This is a genomic window from Niastella koreensis GR20-10 (assembly GCF_000246855.1).
GTDB lineage: Bacteria > Bacteroidota > Bacteroidia > Chitinophagales > Chitinophagaceae > Niastella > Niastella koreensis.
Map to the genome: position 1 here is coordinate 8762006 of NC_016609.1, position 17756 is coordinate 8779761.

Below are 17756 nucleotides of genomic sequence, written 5' to 3' on the forward strand. Positions count from 1 at the left end.
ATTATTAACGCCGCAGTCAGCGTATGCTGCGGGCAAACCACGCATGGCATGGCACAAGCAGTTGAAACAGTGTTCGAGATCGATGGAATGAAGATAGAGCAGTTCTCTTCGCTTAGATTAAGCCAGGGAATTTATGCCCACCATTTCTTCAGGCTTGAATGTCCAGTTGAAACGGTCGATGAAAATGAGCATACCTTATTTAACGGATCAAGAAACTTAATAGGAGCGCCGGTTCAGATAAAAGTAACGTCGGAGCCTGATCGTTCAGATTTTTTGTTCAGAGGGATAATTACGCAGATCGATGCAGTTCGCCATAATGGGCATCCGGGAAATATCATAATTAGTGGGTATAGTCCAACCATTTTGTTGGATAATGGCCCACACTGTTGCTCATGGGAACGGCAATCGTTAAAAAGCCTGGTGACCAATCTGCTGGAAAGTTTTTCAGGCGATTGGCTCAAGAGAAGTATTGCCCCTGCTTATAATGAAACAATTCATTATATCGTGCAATATAAAGAAACCGCCTGGCAGTTTATTAGCCGGCTGGCTGGAGCGGTTGGCGAGTGGTTGTATTATGATGGAAAGCAGTTAGTGCTTGCACCACCCAAGGGACGAAAAGTTACTATAACCTATGGAGCGGCATTAAGCAGATTTGAACTTGGTGTACAGTTAAAGCCGGGAAATAGAGAAGTATTGGCGTATAATTATGTGAACAATGAGGTATTTAAAAGTGAAGTTGGAAATTCAAATGGTTACAATAATGAGTTAGGCGTGTATGCCCTTGAGAAAAGTGCGGAATTGTTTAAGCCACAACCTAAAACCTGGCTAAGTCACTTCGTGAAAAGTAAACAACAGGTAGATAATTTGATGAATGCTCAGGCTGCTATTCAACGTAGTGATGTGGTCCGGTTGAATGGCTGGAGTGATTTACCTGGTTTCCAACCGGGTGATTCCCTTACTATTAAAATGCCAGGATCTGACCGGGCAGTAGGGGATTTCAGGGTTATTTCTATTGAACATAGTTGGGATGGCACAGGCAATTATGCCAATGAGTTCGTGGCCATACCTGCATCACTAAAAACGCCGCCAGTGAAACAAGTCCCTGAGCCATATTGTGAAAGCCAGTCGGCAATAGTCATTGAAAATTATGATGATGGAGAACTGGGCAGGGTGCGGGTCCGTTTCCATTGGATGACTGAAAAGGAAAGAAGTCCGTGGTTGCGGATGACGATGCCCCATGCTGGCAATGACGCCGGGATGTTTATGCTACCGGAAATTGGTGCAGAAGTGATGGTGTCATTCATTGGCGGGAATGCAGCCCGGCCATTTGTGATTGGCGCAGTTTATAATGGCAAAGCCAAAGTGCGGTTTGGGAATGCCGGGAATGATAATAAAGTTATTCAAACCCGAAGTGGGATAAATATCACCATGAACGATAAAGAAGGAAGTATTAAAGTGGAAGATAAGAAAGGAAATCACGTGCAATTTGATGGGGAGGGAAAGGTTACTATGAACGCAAATGATAAAATGGAGTTAGCATGCGGGGAGGCGAAAATTATCCTGGATAAAAATGGAACCATACAGATCTGTGGAAAAAAGATAAAGGTAGAGGCAACAAACGAAATAAAGATCACCAGCAAGGACAATACGAATATAACCGCAGAAACGCTGGTAGAGGTAGAAAGTGCGATGATTAAGCTTAATTAAAGGAAGAAACACTAATCAATTAAATTACATAGCTTGGGTAAGCCAGCAGCACGAATAGGAGATGAGCATATATGTCCGAAGGTAACACCGGGCACACCACCTGTGCCCCATGTGGGCGGACCTGTGTTCGGTGACTTCCGGGCCGTGTTGATCGAAGGTTTGCCTGCTGCCAGAGTAGGAGATTCATGCACTTGCATTGGTGAAACTGATTTTATAACAAGAGGATCATGGGGTGTATTTATAGGAGGCTTACCGGCAGCACGCATGGGCGATCAGACGGCACATGGTGGAAAGATTGTGGCGGGCAGTAAGTCGGTGATGATTGGAGAGAAGAAGATTCCCCGGATATTGAAAAAAGTCGGTGTAATAAATGATGCTATTGAAATCAGTATTGTTTTATTGGAGAATAAGCTGCAGTTGTTAGAGCGGAATGATCCTGATACTTTAATTGCATTTAAAGAATGGTTTGGGCAGGATGATGATACGGCGAAGGGGATTATTAAGGAAAGGATTAGTGAAATATTGAAGGTTTGCTCTAAGTTGACTGTAGAGCGTTTTTCAATAATAAATAGTAAAAAGGAAAAAGATGAACTATATGCTTGCTCCCATCTAAATGATTGTGATTGTAAAATATATCTTGGAAATAAGTTTTGGGAAAAAGAAGGATTTTATGAGAAAGCCAAGGCAGGGGTAATAATTCATGAATTGTCTCACTTTTGTGAGATTGGTAAAACGGAAGATGTTATATATGGTAGCGAGCGTTGTTTAAACTTGGCAAAGTCATATCCGTCATTTGCGTTAATTAATGCAGAGTCATTTGAATATTTTGTTTTATCCTGATTTGCTTGAATTAAACTGACTGAAGTTGATCTTAAAATAATCATATGAAAGATAAACTTGTTAATATTCATTTAAAGGTTGAAAGATCTGAAGAGTCATTGGTGGCTCATATTTTATTTACGAATGATTCAAATGAAGAAGTTTATTTGGATAAACAAACAATATGTTTGGAAAACAAAACACATAGAAGTGTTTTTAAAATTATAAACGAGAAAAGAGATAAAGTTCATTACAAAGGAGTATTGGTGAGGCGAGATGTTCTGCCAGAGGATTTTATAGTACTTAAGGTTGGAGATAAAATCGAAACAGAAGTTGTGTTGAACGAAGTATATGAGATGGCTAAAAATCATAAATATAGTATTCAGTATTCTGTATTTCATCCAACATATTTGGATGACGCTGGATTTACTATACTTGAATCGAATACAATAGACGTTCTATATTGAATCTAATCAATTCCTTCGGCCATTTTCGTTGTTCATACCCTCATTAGTCGACGTCGACATAAAAGATGCCCCACTGTAAAATACAGCCGGGGCATTCTTTTTGAGCGTAAAGCACCTTAGCTAATCGTTACAGCACCTGTATACACGCTGGGCGAGGTATTTGCTCCATCCGGAGAAATAAATGCCAGCCAGGTCTGCACTTCATACCCTTTGAAACGGGCAACCGAAATGGAGGCAGTGCCTGTGCTGCGATCGGGGCCTTTCAAAGTAAACAGGCAGGCGCCTAATGCTTCGCAGTACACCACCAATAGCGCTTTGTCATCGGCCGCCACGTTCTCGGCAACTTCATACGTCCAGGTAAATGTTACCTGACCTGGCGCTGCCCTGGCCGTTGCATTGGCTTCTGTATGCAACCGCCCCCTGCTAACAAACACCAGCTTGTAGTTGATGCTGTAGTTGGGCGATTCACCGGTGATCCCATTAAAAAGCAGATCACGTGTGCCTGCATTGTAGCCCGACATTTTAACAGCAAAATCCTGGAAGCCGACAGCAAACACCTTTTTGACGGCTGTTGCGAATTTTACTGCTGTTGCCATTTTGCCCTGTTGTACCTGCTGACCATTGGTGGCAGGTTTGTTAGTACGCTTCGGGCGGCTGCGTACAACGGGGATGTTGTTCCATTCACTAAGAACTACATCATTCACGGTTCCGGATATAGATCCTATAGAACCTTTCTTAGATATTCTTCCCATAAAAAAGGAATTTAAAGCGTTAAGGAATAAAAAGACCATGGAAACGAGGCTGTGTGTAACCGGTATATTCACTTGCTCCGCTTCCACAACAAACATACGGCGACAAAAAATGAGTCAATTCGCAACTACTCGCAATCATTCGTTTAAATTCGTAAGAACTCATTTAAACTCACAACTATCCGCATTTGGCGTTTTTGTCGCGTTTTCAACTATTTGAACATACTTACAGAAGCATGTATTGATTGGAACTATTGAGGTATGGTACTATAAAAACACTGGTTCATGTTAAGGTTTGCACTACCCCAACACTACCCCTTTACCAGCGAAATACTACCTTTTTACTACCCCTTTACTACCCCCGTACCCTGTAAAAGGGTAGTAAAGGGATAGTGCAGGGGTAGTTCAAATATAGCCCTGGTACGAAGCAAGGGTGACCCTTATTTATGCTGTTAGTGGGAAATTAATTGCTGTTGAAGTTGCAGATCAAACTGAAGCTCAAAGAATTCTTTAAAATGCGACATAGCAGCCGGATAATATAAATTCAATTGCTTCCGGTAATTCCTCTTCAAAGTTTTCTGCGAGGAAAGCATAATCATTGAATTGTTGCAGTAGGGAACAATTGTAGTTTGGTAAAGCTCCGACAGGTCAGTGATATTATCTACAATGTCGGTATCAGAATTTATAGCGGCGTCATACGAGAACAGTTTTTAAGGTATGTATCCCGTTCGCCCATGGCATATAAAATAAAAGCCAGCTCATCCCCGAAATGTGTTCGCTGCAACCTGATCTTTTCAACGAAATGGTTGCACAGAGTTTATTAAACAAAATGCCCAGATCAACAGTGTATTCCTTTTCAAACCTGTTAATGAAGAATTTTAAAACAATTGTTGTCTCGGGTGATTATATGAACCAGTTTTTATCCCTGCCTTGCTGGTAACCCAACTTTATGAATGCAGTTTCCAATAATTTTACCACGTCATTGTAGTGCATGCTATTGAATTTATGTATTACGATAAAGCGGCGTTATTGCTTTCAATATAAGATACAATTTTTTAAGTTTGAGCAACTCAAAAAATTATTGATCTTGCTCATGTTGCCTGTGCCGGACAAACCGGCTCTCTCCCTCGCCCCCATCTTTTTTCGTATCTTTGCACCCCTTTATAAACTATCATGGCTTACTTCAATTTATTCGATTTTAAACAAAAAGTGAACTACAAAACCGAAGTCCTGGCCGGACTAACTGTTGCAATGACAATGATCCCGGAATCGTTATCATTTGCGATATTAGCGGGTTTGTCGCCATTGACCGGTTTATACGCTGCATTCCTGATGGGATTGATCACTGCAGTATTGGGCGGAAGGCCAGGCATGGTATCCGGCGGTGCGGGTGCTACAGTGATAGTACTGATCGCATTGATGAAATCGCATGGCGTGGAATATGTGTTTGCTGCTGTAGCTATGGCTGGAATATTCCAATTGTTAGTGGGCTTTTTCAGGCTCGCCAAATTCATCCGGTTGGTGCCACAGTCTGTAATGTATGGGTTTGTAAACGGGCTGGCAATAGTCATTTTCATGGCGCAGATAAAACAATTCACTATAACCAATGCTGCCGGCACAACCTGGCTCTCCGGTTCACCCTTATGGATTATGATAGCATTGGTGGCATTAACGATAGGGATTGTTATTGTATTTCCAAAGTTGACAAAAGTTGTGCCTGCGTCTTTAGTGGCTATTGTTGTGGTATTCCTGATCGTACTGGGATTTGGCATCGAGACAAAAACTGTTAAAGACATTGCATCTGTTAGTGGAAGCCTGCCGCCATTTCATGTTCCCATGGTACCTTTTAACTTCGATACCTTGAAGATCATCTTCCCTTTTTCCTTAGTGATGGCCGGTGTGGGGTTGATTGAAAGTTTGTTAACCCTCAACATTGTTGACGAAATTAGCGGCAATCGCGGACGGGGCAATAAAGAATGCGTGGCCCAGGGAACAGCGAATATTGTCAATGGCTTCTTTACCGGGATGGGTGGCTGCGCCATGATTGCGCAGTCATTTGTGAATTTATCTGCCGGGTCGCGTGCAAGATTATCAGGTATTATAGCCTCCATAACCATTTTGTTGATAATACTCTTCGGCGCCCCCATCATTGAAAGAGTGCCAATGGCAGCGCTTGTAGGAGTAATGATCATGGTGGCCATTGGAACATTTGAGTGGACCAGCCTGCGCATCATCAATAAAATGCCTCGCCCCGATGTAATTGTAGGCATCCTGGTTGCGATTATTACCGTGTGGTTGCACAACCTGGCATTGGCGGTATTGATTGGTGTAGTCATCTCTGCATTGGTGTTTGCCTGGGAAAGTGCAAAAAGAATCCGGGCCAGAAAATACACAGATGAAAATGGCGTAAAGCATTACGAAATATATGGTCCCTTGTTTTTTGGTTCTGTAACTATCTTCCTCGATAAATTTGACGTAGCAAACGATCCTGCTGAAGTGATTATTGATTTTAAGGAAAGCAGGATAGCAGACATGAGCGCCATTGAAGCACTGAATAAACTTACCGAACGCTATCAGAAGGCCGGAAAGAAATTACACCTGCGACATTTAAGTCCTGATTGCCGCAACCTGATTGAGAACGCCGGATCGGTTATTGATGTAAATGTAATTGAAGACCCCGAATACAAGGTGGCGATGGATTAAATAAAGATGCAATTGTTAATTGAATGGTTCCATGGCAACGTGTAACCGTTTTTTATTTTATGGTACATAGCTTTATATTTTATATTTAGCACATATAAGTTTTCTTCTTTACGGATTTTGCTATTTTCTTCTTCAAAATTATCCAGTCGAATTTCTTCTAACCTGTTAGCGTCTGCGCTAAAATCAGTTACGGGATCTGCGTGAAAATGTTTCAAACTACACAATATTTAGCTATGCTTATCTTGATGATTTTCGGTAAATTCAGTTAGGTTCAAACTGTTATTCAACCATAAACTAAAAGTCACATGAGAAAAAAATTGCACGTTTTTTTCCTGGCCATGCTATGCACTTTGGTCAGTAAATCACAAACCCTTTCCATCTCCGGAAAGGTTGTGGACGAAAGCGGAGCCCCTATTCCTTTCGCTTCCGTTGTCATTAAAGGAAAATCAAAAACAGGCACTACTTCAGATCCGGATGGAAACTTCCACATCGCTGCAGCCAAAGGCAGCGTGTTGGTAGTATCCGCAGTTACCTTTTCATCTACCGAAGTAACAGTAGGTTCAAAAACTACTATAGAGATCAGGCTGTCTCCCGCAAAAGTTGATCTGTCTGAGGTAGTGGTAACTGCGATGGGCATTAAACGAAATGAACGGGCATTGGGATATGCCGTCACGAAAATTGATCCCGGCAACCTGGTTCAAAAATCTGAACCCAATATTTTGAATGCAATGGCCGGAAAAGTACCGGGGGTGGATATCCGTGCAGGTCAGGGTGCACCCGGCGCTGCTTCGCGCATCCAGATCCGCGGGGTATCCAGTTTCAGCGGCGGTGATCCGTTGATCGTAGTAGATGGCGTTCCCTATAGCAATCCAATTATAAATACGACCAACCCATTCTCAGGTGGTGGTACTTACGGTTCCGGCCTGAATGATATCGACCCCAATGATATTGAATCTATCAGTGTATTGAAAGGCGCTGCGGCGGCCTCGTTATATGGTTCAAGAGCAGCCAATGGCGTGTTGCTCATCACCACCAAATCAGGTGCCCCGAAAAAAGGCGCCAAATCTTTGAACGTAACATACCGCGCAGGATACAGCATCGAAAAGGTGGCCGATATCCCCGAGTTCCAGAATCTTTACGGCGCAGGTGCCAACTTCAGAACGCAGGGGTCCAATGGCTCCTGGGGTGCCAAATTTGGTAAGGGCGTTATCTACGATGCGAGCGGACAGGTCATTCGTTCTTCTTCATCGGGCATTGACTCTATTCCTGCCACCACCTGGGCCACTATGTATGCTTCTTACCCCGAACTTTTTCCCAATGGCATGATTGCCTATAGAGCGGTTCCCAATAACGTGTCTTCGTTATTCAATACGGGTAATCTAATGGAACATTCCATTGGGTTGAATGGCGGCGAAGGAAAATCTTTGTTCAATATTACCTTGTCGCAGGTTAACCAAAAAGGTTATATCACCAACTCCAGCTATAAAAAAAGTAATGTAAGCGTGGGCGGACAAACAGCCGTTGGTAAACTCACTGTTGGAGGCAATGTATCTTACGCACGTACGAAACAGGTGGGTGGCTTTATTGGTGCAGCGCAAAACTTTTTATCGCAATGGGGCCGTACCTATACAATGGCCCGCAACTGGGACATCACTGGTTTCCCTTCTGAAAACAAAGCCGGACAACAGATCGGTTTTAATGACGGCCAGTATACCAACCCGGTGTGGGGCGCTTATCACAATGTGATCACTTCATTCGACGATCGTATTGTAGCAAACGTCAGGGCCTCTTATAAATTCACCAATTGGGTTCGGGTTGATTTCAATGCCGGCGTAAACAACTACGCATTGTTCAGAGATCAGATCATTGATAAATCGTCTTATGGAAGTGCAGACAATGCATTGGGTACAATAACAGAGGTAGTGGACCGGCAACAGGAGATCCAGGGAAAGATCATTGCGGTGATCAGTCCAAAGGTTTTCAAAAACTGGAGCCTGGATATTAACCTGGGTAGCGATGTAAATGAACGGAACAGCCGCCACCAACAGGTATATGGCGTTGATTTTGTAATTCCCGGATTATATAATTTAAACAATACCCGCCGGCAAACATTCAGTGCCGATGGTGATGTAAGAACGAAGAGAAGACTGGTTGGGTTCTTTGGTGATGCCTCTATCGGCTATAAGAACTTTGCGTTCGTTAATATTACGGGTAGAACCGATCTCACTTCTACGCTGCCTTACAAGAATGCAAAATATTTCTATCCCGGCATTTCCGGATCATTGGTTTGGTCGGAAGCGCTGGCGCTTAAATCGCGTTGGTTCGATTATGGTAAGGTGCGTGCAGGTTATGCCCGTGTAGGTAACGATGCCGCTCCGCATAATGGCGAACCTATTTTCTCCCTGAATTCGGCAGGTTTCCTGGGGCAGCCCTTTGCAACAAGAGGTGGCAACAGCTACGATCCTAACCTTACGCCTGAATTTACTACAGAGTTGGAATTAGGTTCAGACCTGCGCTTCTTCAATCAGCGGGCAGGCCTGGAAGTAACCTGGTACGATAAACGGTCAACCGATCTGATCTATGCGATCAGTTTGCCCCAGACAACCGGTTACAGTAATTTCTATACCAATCTCGGCGAGATCCGCAATACCGGTTGGGAAGTGGCACTGGATGTTAGTCCGGTAGTGACCAGTAAATTCCGTTGGGATATCCGGGGTGTTTATACAAAGAACAAAAATACTGTAGAGAAACTGATAGAAGGATTGACGCGCAGTCAGCTGGGTGGGTATAACTGGATAGAAGCGGGCATGCCCTATGGTTACCTGCGCGGTTCCCACTCGGCCCGTTCAGAAGATGGCAAGCTATTGATCAGCGCTACCTCCGGCATGCCTTACCTCGATCCCAACGATGGGATGGTGGGCGATCCCAACGCGAAATTCAAAATGGGTATTACCAATATGTTTTCTTACAAAGGATTTACGCTGAATATACTTTGGGATATGACCAGGGGCGGTAATTTTTATTCGGAAACCATCAGCTCCATGCTGGGAAGAGGCGTAACAAAAGATACGGAGAACCGGGAGAAGAATGCAGTGATCTCGGGTATTTATGGCGACCCAACGCCTGTAGTTGGTGCAGACGGACTAAATCACTATGTGCCATTGTTGGTGAATGGTAAAGAGGTGATCAATCAAACAAGGGTTACCACCAATGACCTCTTCTTCACGGCAGGTACCGGCGCGAGCTTCGCAACCAATGGCGCGTTTGAATATTCCGTATTCGATGGTACGGTATACAGGTTACGGGAAATAAGTTTGAGTTACAGTCTGCCTGCAACCTGGATAAGTCCGCTTAAGGTAACCGGCATCACCTTATCAGTTAATGGCCGCAACCTTTGGTACCTGGCGCCCAACGTGCCAAAGTATACGCACTTCGACCCGGATATCAACTCAGTAGTGGGAAGCGGAACGCAGGGTGTTGAAACCGGCGGTGCGCCCAGCACAAAAAGATATGGCGTGAATCTGAACGTTACTTTTTAATAAACCGGTAATACTTCAATTATGAGAAGAAAATATTTTATCTACGCATTTACAGTAGTACTGGTTTTGACGGTTGTTGGAACCGGCTGTAAAAAATTTTTGGATGTAAACAAGAACGTGAACAATCCCACACCCGCATCGGTGAACCTGTCGCTGGTGCTGAGTGGGGCCGAGCGTAATATTGCAAACAACCTGGCACTGGGTTCTACCCTGGGCAACGAACTATCATTATATACCCACCAGATCACAGGCCGTATTGCGGCCGACAGGTATGGCGGCCCCGCCTATCTCTGGAATGAGTTGTACTCAGCCATTTCCAACCTGAATGTGATCATAAAGCGGGCGCCAACCGAAAACCGTTTTGCATATGCCGGCGTTGCCAAAATATTAAAGGCATATACCGTGAGCTTACTGGTAGATATGTGGGGCGATGTTCCCTATTCGGAATATGACCGGTTTGATGAAGGCATTTCACAACCTAAATTCGATAAAGGATCAGAGATCTATCCGCAGTTATTTACATTGATCGATGATGGACTGGCCGATATCAATAACCCGGCTATCAACCCCACAAAGCCTGGAACAGACGATTATATTTATAAAGGGAATATGACCAACTGGATCAAGGCGGCGAATACCATCAAACTGAAACTATACACGCAGGTGCGATTGGTGCAGGATGTTAAATCGCAGGTAACGGCATTGTTGTCAAACCCTGCTTCCCTGATCAACAGCGAGACTGAAAGTTTTATGATGCCGTATGGGCCTATCGGCACTACGGACGACCGGCATCCGGCGTATGGCGATTATACGGCTACCCAACGTGGTGGACAGTTGTTCAGTCCCTGGCTGTACGAGATCATGAAGGGAAGGAACCCTGATATTCTTACCGGGTTGGCCGATCCAAGATTACCTTATTATATCTATAACCAAAAGTCACCATTGGGCGGTTCCAACCCAACCCCGGAGAATTGTACGGAGTTTCGCGATGGTGGTTTTATCTCCATCCTCTTTGGGTCAACTGGTCCTTGCCGCGATGGATCAAACAGTCAGACCTATTCCCTATTGGGCATTTATCCCGCTGGTGGCCGCTTTAACGACAGTGCCGCCAAAAGCGTAAACTCGCTCGGTAACCAAAATGCAGGAACAGGCGCCCGCCCGCATGAGTTTATTACGTATGCCGACCGCTTGTACCTGGAAGCAGAGTTGATGCAGGCAGGCGTGATCACCGGCAATGCAAGAGATGCGTTCAGTAAGGCATTGGATGCCACCTTTGCGCACGTAGATAACATCGTGGCCAATTATGTAAAACCAGGATCGGCCGGTGCTGCGCAAAACGTTCCGGCAATAGCGACATTGGCGGCTACCCAAACATATAAATCCGGGGTACTGGCAGCCTGGGATGCCGGCAGTGACGCTAAGAAAATGGAATACATTATTACGGAGAAATGGATCAACCGCATAGAGAACCCGGTAGATAATTATACCGACTATAGGCGCACATCATATCCCGTGTTGTTTTCCCCCGCGCCAGTAGGCATTGTAACAAGTGTTACTGGTCCGGATGGAAAAGTAACGCCCGTCTCGAACGACAGAAAGTATCCGTGGAGTTTACCCTTCAGCACTGGCGAAATAGGGTTGAACAAAAATGCGCCGCCGCAAAAAGTAGCTGAATTATATAAAGTATTCTGGCAACCATAATCGATCATCACTAATAAAACAAACATGAAACACTTAATAATATTAATAAGCATTGTCACATTCATCAGCTGTTCCAAAAACGATGGCGCTATCCCGGACCGGGTGAGTATAGAAGATGTACCTGCTATCACCACCAACCTGGAGTCAGGTGGAACCTCTGCAACCATTACATTTAATAACCAGGGCGCCTTCGAGGGAAAGATAAAAGTGGACCTGTATTTTGCCGGTGCCACGCCGCCAACCAAAGTGGATATAGTAGTACGAAAGAATGGAACGGCATCCAGTGTAAAAGTATATAAGGCAGATGTAACCAGCCTGCCTGCCAGCTTCACCATTAAAGCAACAGACCTCTCCACGTTGTTTGGTACGGCGCTCGCAGTGAATGATACCTACGATTTCGCGCCGGATATTTATGTGAAGGAGAAAAAGTATGAAGCGTTTCCCGCAACGGGAATAGGTAGTGGATCAGGCGTAACAGGAATGAGTTCAGTTGGGTTTGGCGAGTACGTGCGGTTCTCGGTGAAATAGTCTGAACCGGGATTGGTGGGATAAAAGGATTATTGGGATACCTATTAATGAGTCATCTTGAAAAGGGTGGCTCATTTTATTTCTGATAACAAGCCGATAACAAACTGTATGAGCAATTGATATTCATTCATTTATATCATGTGGATATGTGTATTTGACCATTGAAGAATAATTTATCACATACTAGATTAAACATTAATCATGTTTTAATATCTACTATAGCATTAAAAGTAACAACATGAAGACTACAATTATTCTCGGCTTTGCCTTATGCATTACAATGGCTGCTTCAGCCCAAACAAAAGTTGCTCATCCTCGTCAGGTAAGACAAGACACCCGCGACATTCGTGGTGACCGTCGCGATATCCGCAGCGATAAAAAAGACATCGCAAAGGATACCAAAGACATTCATGGTGATAAACAAGACCGTCGCCAGGATGTAAAAGATCGTAACCAGGATAAAAAAGACATTCGCAACGACAGAAAAGATCTGGCTCAGGACAGAAAAGATGGAAATGCCAGTGACATTGCTGCAGACAAAGCCGACATCAAAAGCGATGCTAAGGACATCCATAGCGACAACAAGGACATCCGCAAAGATAGCCGTGATGTTCGTAAAGACCGTCGTGACAGAAGAGGTGATGTAAAAGACCTGAAAGGCGACAAGAAAGATTTAAATCAGGACAAAAAAGAAAGAGTACAAGACGCGACAGGTAATTAATTTTTAACTACCAGGGTCCGGAAAACCATTTCCGGACCTTTTTAATGCCCACTAAAATGCCCTTTGAAAATAAACCCCTGCTTTGTCTCATTGTATTCCTGTTGCTTTGTTCGTCTATTGTAAATGCACAGGACTCTCTATCGACCACAAATGATTCTATTCCCGCAAAACGAAGATCACACCTGAAAATAGAATTGGGCTACCTGAGTGATAATGTATACATGGGTAGAAGCGATTCTGCAAAAATACCTTACATCACTGCCGGGCTCCGGTATATTCATAAATCAGGCTTGTTTGCCGGCGTAAGCGCTAACTATCTTTCTACCGAAGGCCGGGCTGATATGTTTGAACTTAATGGTGGCTATATGATGAGTAAAGGAAATTGGGACGCGGAAATTTCCGGTTCCAAATATTTTTACAATGCCAACAGTTATTCGGTGAACTCAGAAACGAAAGGCGAGATCAGCTTGTATTCATCCTATGACCTGGGTTTCATCTCGCCGAGCATTAATGCAGGCATGAAATTCAGTCAGGCTACCGATTATACCGCTTCCCTTGGGTTGGAACATGATTTTTCGTTTTTGGATGAAAAATTACAGATTGAACCAGGCGTATATATGAATGCTGCTACGCAGAACTATTATAATGCGTATTACCAGAAACGGAAATATGCCACCACCCGTAAAGGCGTGCAAAAGGTAGTAGGCACCGTTACCGCCAACACGGAAAATGCAGCAGCTTTTAAGGTCCTGGATTATGAGCTTACCGTTCCCGTTGAATATACTTTCCATCGGTTCAATATATCGGTTACTCCCGTTTATGCAATTCCGGTCAATCCCAATCACGTAAACATTACAGTTACCACAGCCAATGCAACCCGTAGCAGGACAACTTATGAATCACTCAGCAACCGGGTGTTTTGCTCGGTGGATCTGACGTTTAAAATATAATAATCTCAATACCCGGTTTGGATTTTGAAGATAGATGAACTTTTGTATTTTTATCTGTGCTAAGGTAAAAAGCAACAAAAGTATGTCAGTAGATAAATTGATAAACCAGGACAAGTATAATGAAATACAATACCTGGACGAGTTAATGCGTGAATTGCAAAAAGAAACGTTGAATGAAGATTGGGGGTATTGGCATTTTTCATTGCTTAATTTAGAAGATGGAGAGGATTTAACACAAAGGATTTACAATACGTTAATAGAATTACCTAAATACAAGAACCCTTACCTGGACTTGATTGATAAGTTTACCGGCTCCAGAACGTATATCTCTTCCTGGGACTTAAAAAACCTGACACTGGAAACCGTAACAGATTTGAAAAATGAATTTGTTAAGCAGGCAGACCATTACGCTTACTATCAGGGGCCATCAAAGTGTAAACAAATTATTTCAGAAAGGTTTCATTCCCTGAAATATGAAGTGGCAGATAAGATTTCAGTCTTTTTACAATCAAAAGAGATTAGTGCTAATGCACTAGTGTGTGGTATAGATACGTGTTACTCCTTTGGTGGGGATCATTGTGGGGATGATATTTTGGTTGACACAAGAGCAGGCGTGTATGTGATTCATTTCGGTTTCAGTTCATAATTTGGCTATGAAAATTCAATACTGTTCAGATCTTCACCTGGAATTTCCGGCAAATAAAAAGTACATGGAGCGGCATTTGCTGGAACCGGTGGGTGAGGTATTGATCCTGGCCGGTGATATATTGCCATTGAGTTTGCACAACACACAATCGACGTTTATCGATTTTATCGCCGATAACTTTGAACAGGTGTACTGGATTCCCGGCAATCACGAATATTATGGGTACGATCTGGCAACGGTAGCCGATCCGTTGTTGGAAAAGTTGCGCAGCAATGTGTGGCTGGTGAATAACCAGGTGATTGCATATAAGAAGGTGAGTTTTATTTGCAGTACGCTGTGGAGCAAAGTCGATGTGGTGCATGCGTTAGACATTCAGCGAAGTATCTCCGATTTCTTTGCCATAAAGTGGAATGGCGAAAAGTTCACCACGCGCCAATTCAACCAACTGCATAACCGGTCGGTTGCGTTTTTAGAAAAAGCTTTTAAAGAAAAGGGCACCAGCGAAAGTATAGTAGTTACGCACCATGTGCCCACGCTGTACGACTATCCTAAAAAATATCGGAACAGTCCGCTCAATGGCGCCTTTGTAACGGAACTACATGATCTGATACATGATTCCGGGGCGGATTACTGGATCTACGGGCATCATCATTTCAACATTCCTGCCTTTAAAATAGGTGCCGCCACCATGCTTACTAATCAGTTAGGTTATGTGCATCATGGCGAGCATTATAAGTTTAATAAAAGTGCCATCCTCCCACATTTCCCAACCCGGGATAACCGAAGCGCAACCGAAGACTAACCGAAGCTTAAGCGGAGCTTTCCTGCTAGTATTCTCTAAATGGGAACAGAAATGCAAGAATGTTTCAAAGATAAACTTCTACCAACTTGGTAAATTTATCAGGAAAAAAATCGTATGAGATTTTGGATACTCAAAAAACTGCTTCAATTCTGCTTAACATTGACAGTGCTTTCAACTACTCCAACCTCAACAAATGTGGATAACTAAATCTTAGCCAAGTTGGCTGGAACTTGGCTTATCAACCGGTTTTTCTTCCTCAATTTTGATCTACGCTTATGCAGTGAATGCAATGTAGCGAAACCGGAAGCTAGCGCCGGGATCCTGCCGGCTTCCAGCTTATTTCAACAACCGGGCAACAGCCATTCGCTCGAAAAGGTTGTCTAACCTACTTAAGTTGATGTTTTGCTTTTAGCCATTGAAGACCGCCTCCGGTAAAACGGGGGCGTCTTTTTAGTAGGGGTTAGAAAATAAATTACTAACGGTAAATATTTCCCCATATTTTATTCTATCTTTCCATGGCATAATTTTTATGTAACCTACGCACTAGCTAACAAGATAGTCTATCCTTTCAGTTAACAATTAATTCCGCATTTCGTAAACTCCTAAATCGTTTACTGGCACAGTTTTTCCGGACTATCGGCACTTCACAACTACTATTTGAAAAACTATGAAATTGTCAACTCTACACTTCGTAAAGCTGTTGCTTTTTGTTGTAACATCGTTTTGTGCCAATGCTACCGACTATTATGTAGACCCGTCATCTTCGGGGAAAAATCTCGGAACATACGATGATCCCTGGCACGACATTAACGACATTCCCTGGACGATCAATTATTTTCAACCTGGCGATAACATTTACTTCAGACGCGGTCAACAATACGCGGGTACCTTGTCTATCAACAGCAGTGGTAGCCAGGGAGCACCTATAACCATCATGCCCTACGGTGAAGGCGCTGCCCCTTTGTTTAAATTCGATCCCTGGCGCTCCTGGGATCCGGTGATCTGTAACCGGGTAATGATCCGGTTGAATCAATGTAACTACATTGTTATCGATGGCTTTGAAATGACCGACTATACTATCCCCGATTATGATCGAAGTGGTACAGCCAATGTGGGTTATGGCGTTTACATTTATAAAGGTTCCGGCGATGGCGGTTCTCACAATGTTGTTAAGAACTGTACCATCACGAGATTAGGTGCGGGCATTAATATTGATGGAGGAAGCGATAATACCATCACCAACTGCAACATCAGCAACCTGCGCATGATCATCAATACATCTTACCAAATGTGGGACGATTTTGGCGCCGTGGGTATCGTGGTGGGCGGATCTAATAATACGATCACCCATAATCAGATTAAAGAATGCTGGAGCAATAGCTACGATTATCACCTTGATGGAGGCGCTATTGAAATGTATGGCGATGTGTCTGATAACAAAATATTGTATAACACGGCCAGCGATAATATCGGCTTTGTGGAATTCGGCAGCGGATGGGGTGGCCATGCGTACAATAATCTTTTTGGTTATAACCTGCTCGTAAATAACGGACATGTATTCTGGATCAATTCCACCAGCATATTTGCCCTCGATGTTCGCAACCTTCAGTTCTTCAATAATGATGTTGTTGAAACAAAAGCGCCCAGCCTTCCCGATGTTAGGAATATGATTGGAATTACGGCTACCCCCTGGGTGTCGAATGTGATTACCATGAAGAACAATATTTTCTGGATCAACACTTCTTTGAATATTACTGATCCCCTTTTTAAACCATTTAACGGTCCGCAAATGATCCATCAAAGCAACATCATTCATTTAAATGGAGGCAGCATTGGATTTGATCCGGATTATTCAGATCAAAACCTGCCCAAGGATGCGGAGGTGTTTGCCAATAATTATTCCGACGATCCGCTTACCTGGAATTACGATCTGCGGCCAACAGCCTGTGCGGTTAACTGGGGGCAATGGACCGGGATTGTAAAAGACTTTTGGGGTAAGGATGTGCCTTACAGTGGTGTTCCGGATGCGGGTATCTCTGAGAGCAATTCCAGTCTTACGCCCGCCCGCATGTCAGTACCTTCAACCGGTTTGGTGAGTGTTACAAACCTCGATCAGCCAAGCCGCCTGACCGTTTCGCCTAATCCTGCGCAGGATTATGTATACCTGAAACTGACAGGTAACAATTTTATAAATAAGGAAGTAGAAGTGGTGAATATGGCGGGCGCAGTGCTGGAAAAGCAGAAGTTAAGTGATGCTGGTAGCCAGGTGAAGCTGAATGTGAGTACGTTGCCCAGGGGTTCTTATGCAGTGAAGCTTACGGATACGCGAACTCGGGAATCGCAGACTACGACGTTTGTTAAATAAGGGGGCTCAAGTCTTTTAAGGGGGCTGCATGTACACATACTTATTCGGTGCCGCTACAC

General features: G+C 43.7%; 13 protein-coding genes. 12 read left to right on the forward strand and 1 reads right to left on the reverse strand.

The annotated features are described in order from the left end of the window. The first annotated feature begins 48 nt into the window (after nucleotides 1-48). Genes NIAKO_RS35250 through NIAKO_RS35260 form a run of 3 tightly spaced genes read left to right on the forward strand, consistent with a single transcriptional unit; the run spans nucleotide 49 to nucleotide 2993 of the window. Complete coding sequence (locus NIAKO_RS35250) at nucleotides 49-1707, forward strand: type VI secretion system Vgr family protein (protein ID WP_014223291.1); 1659 nt, start codon at nucleotides 49-51, stop codon at nucleotides 1705-1707. 33 nt (nucleotides 1708-1740) lie between these two features. Beyond that, nucleotides 1741-2547, forward strand: coding sequence for a PAAR domain-containing protein (locus NIAKO_RS39035; RefSeq protein WP_014223292.1), 807 nt, complete (start codon nucleotides 1741-1743; stop codon nucleotides 2545-2547). A 44-nt stretch (nucleotides 2548-2591) separates the two neighbouring features. Beyond that, nucleotides 2592-2993, forward strand: coding sequence for a hypothetical protein (locus tag NIAKO_RS35260; RefSeq protein WP_014223293.1), 402 nt, complete (start codon nucleotides 2592-2594; stop codon nucleotides 2991-2993). A gap of 116 nt (nucleotides 2994-3109) precedes the next feature. Here the strand turns inward: NIAKO_RS35260 and NIAKO_RS35265 are convergent, their stop codons facing one another. After that, nucleotides 3110-3745: a DUF6266 family protein gene (locus tag NIAKO_RS35265; protein WP_014223294.1), complete on the reverse strand. Its 636-nt coding sequence runs from the start codon at nucleotides 3743-3745 to the stop codon at nucleotides 3110-3112. 1170 nt (nucleotides 3746-4915) lie between these two features. Between NIAKO_RS35265 and NIAKO_RS35270 the strand changes: the two genes are divergently transcribed. From NIAKO_RS35270 to NIAKO_RS35315, 9 genes are all read left to right on the forward strand, one after another. Beyond that, on the forward strand, nucleotides 4916-6445 hold the full coding sequence (locus tag NIAKO_RS35270; protein ID WP_014223296.1) for a SulP family inorganic anion transporter: 1530 nt from the start codon (nucleotides 4916-4918) through the stop codon (nucleotides 6443-6445). Between the two features lie 305 nt (nucleotides 6446-6750). Then, complete coding sequence (locus NIAKO_RS35280; RefSeq protein ID WP_014223298.1) at nucleotides 6751-9984, forward strand: SusC/RagA family TonB-linked outer membrane protein; 3234 nt, start codon at nucleotides 6751-6753, stop codon at nucleotides 9982-9984. 21 nt (nucleotides 9985-10005) lie between these two features. After that, on the forward strand, nucleotides 10006-11685 hold the full coding sequence (locus NIAKO_RS35285) for a SusD/RagB family nutrient-binding outer membrane lipoprotein (RefSeq protein ID WP_014223299.1): 1680 nt from the start codon (nucleotides 10006-10008) through the stop codon (nucleotides 11683-11685). A 24-nt stretch (nucleotides 11686-11709) separates the two neighbouring features. Next, a complete protein-coding gene (locus NIAKO_RS35290; protein ID WP_014223300.1) occupies nucleotides 11710-12213 on the forward strand; it encodes a hypothetical protein in 504 nt (167 codons plus the stop codon). Nucleotides 12214-12451: 238 nt separating this feature from the next. Further along, on the forward strand, nucleotides 12452-12934 hold the full coding sequence (locus NIAKO_RS35295; RefSeq protein ID WP_014223301.1) for a hypothetical protein: 483 nt from the start codon (nucleotides 12452-12454) through the stop codon (nucleotides 12932-12934). A 56-nt stretch (nucleotides 12935-12990) separates the two neighbouring features. Further along, nucleotides 12991-13884 (forward strand): hypothetical protein, encoded by an 894-nt coding sequence (locus NIAKO_RS35300; protein ID WP_014223302.1) that lies wholly within the window; start codon nucleotides 12991-12993, stop codon nucleotides 13882-13884. Nucleotides 13885-13966: 82 nt separating this feature from the next. Continuing rightward, a complete protein-coding gene (locus NIAKO_RS35305) occupies nucleotides 13967-14530 on the forward strand; it encodes a hypothetical protein (RefSeq protein ID WP_014223303.1) in 564 nt (187 codons plus the stop codon). A gap of 7 nt (nucleotides 14531-14537) precedes the next feature. After that, the gene (locus NIAKO_RS35310) at nucleotides 14538-15332 is read left to right on the forward strand and encodes a metallophosphoesterase (RefSeq protein ID WP_014223304.1); all 795 of its coding nucleotides are present in this window, start codon (nucleotides 14538-14540) and stop codon (nucleotides 15330-15332) included. A 667-nt stretch (nucleotides 15333-15999) separates the two neighbouring features. Then, entirely contained in the window at nucleotides 16000-17697 is a 1698-nt protein-coding gene (locus NIAKO_RS35315; protein ID WP_014223305.1) for a T9SS type A sorting domain-containing protein, read from the forward strand. Nucleotides 17698-17756: the final 59 nt, after the last annotated feature.

Bases quoted from the DNA above. Each gene is read 5' to 3' on its own strand.
- NIAKO_RS35285 (WP_014223299.1), top strand. From the start codon at position 10,006: ATGAGAAGAAAATATTTTATCTACGCATTTACAGTAGTACTGGTTTTG.
- NIAKO_RS35300 (WP_014223302.1), top strand. From the start codon at position 12,991: ATGCCCTTTGAAAATAAACCCCTGCTTTGTCTCATTGTATTCCTGTTG.
- NIAKO_RS35265 (WP_014223294.1), bottom strand. From the start codon at position 3,745: ATGGGAAGAATATCTAAGAAAGGTTCTATAGGATCTATATCCGGAACC.
- NIAKO_RS35280 (WP_014223298.1), top strand. From the start codon at position 6,751: ATGAGAAAAAAATTGCACGTTTTTTTCCTGGCCATGCTATGCACTTTG.
- NIAKO_RS35270 (WP_014223296.1), top strand. From the start codon at position 4,916: ATGGCTTACTTCAATTTATTCGATTTTAAACAAAAAGTGAACTACAAA.
- NIAKO_RS35295 (WP_014223301.1), top strand. From the start codon at position 12,452: ATGAAGACTACAATTATTCTCGGCTTTGCCTTATGCATTACAATGGCT.
- NIAKO_RS35290 (WP_014223300.1), top strand. From the start codon at position 11,710: ATGAAACACTTAATAATATTAATAAGCATTGTCACATTCATCAGCTGT.
- NIAKO_RS35310 (WP_014223304.1), top strand. From the start codon at position 14,538: ATGAAAATTCAATACTGTTCAGATCTTCACCTGGAATTTCCGGCAAAT.
- NIAKO_RS35305 (WP_014223303.1), top strand. From the start codon at position 13,967: ATGTCAGTAGATAAATTGATAAACCAGGACAAGTATAATGAAATACAA.
- NIAKO_RS35315 (WP_014223305.1), top strand. From the start codon at position 16,000: ATGAAATTGTCAACTCTACACTTCGTAAAGCTGTTGCTTTTTGTTGTA.
- NIAKO_RS35250 (WP_014223291.1), top strand. From the start codon at position 49: ATGGCACAAGCAGTTGAAACAGTGTTCGAGATCGATGGAATGAAGATA.
- NIAKO_RS35260 (WP_014223293.1), top strand. From the start codon at position 2,592: ATGAAAGATAAACTTGTTAATATTCATTTAAAGGTTGAAAGATCTGAA.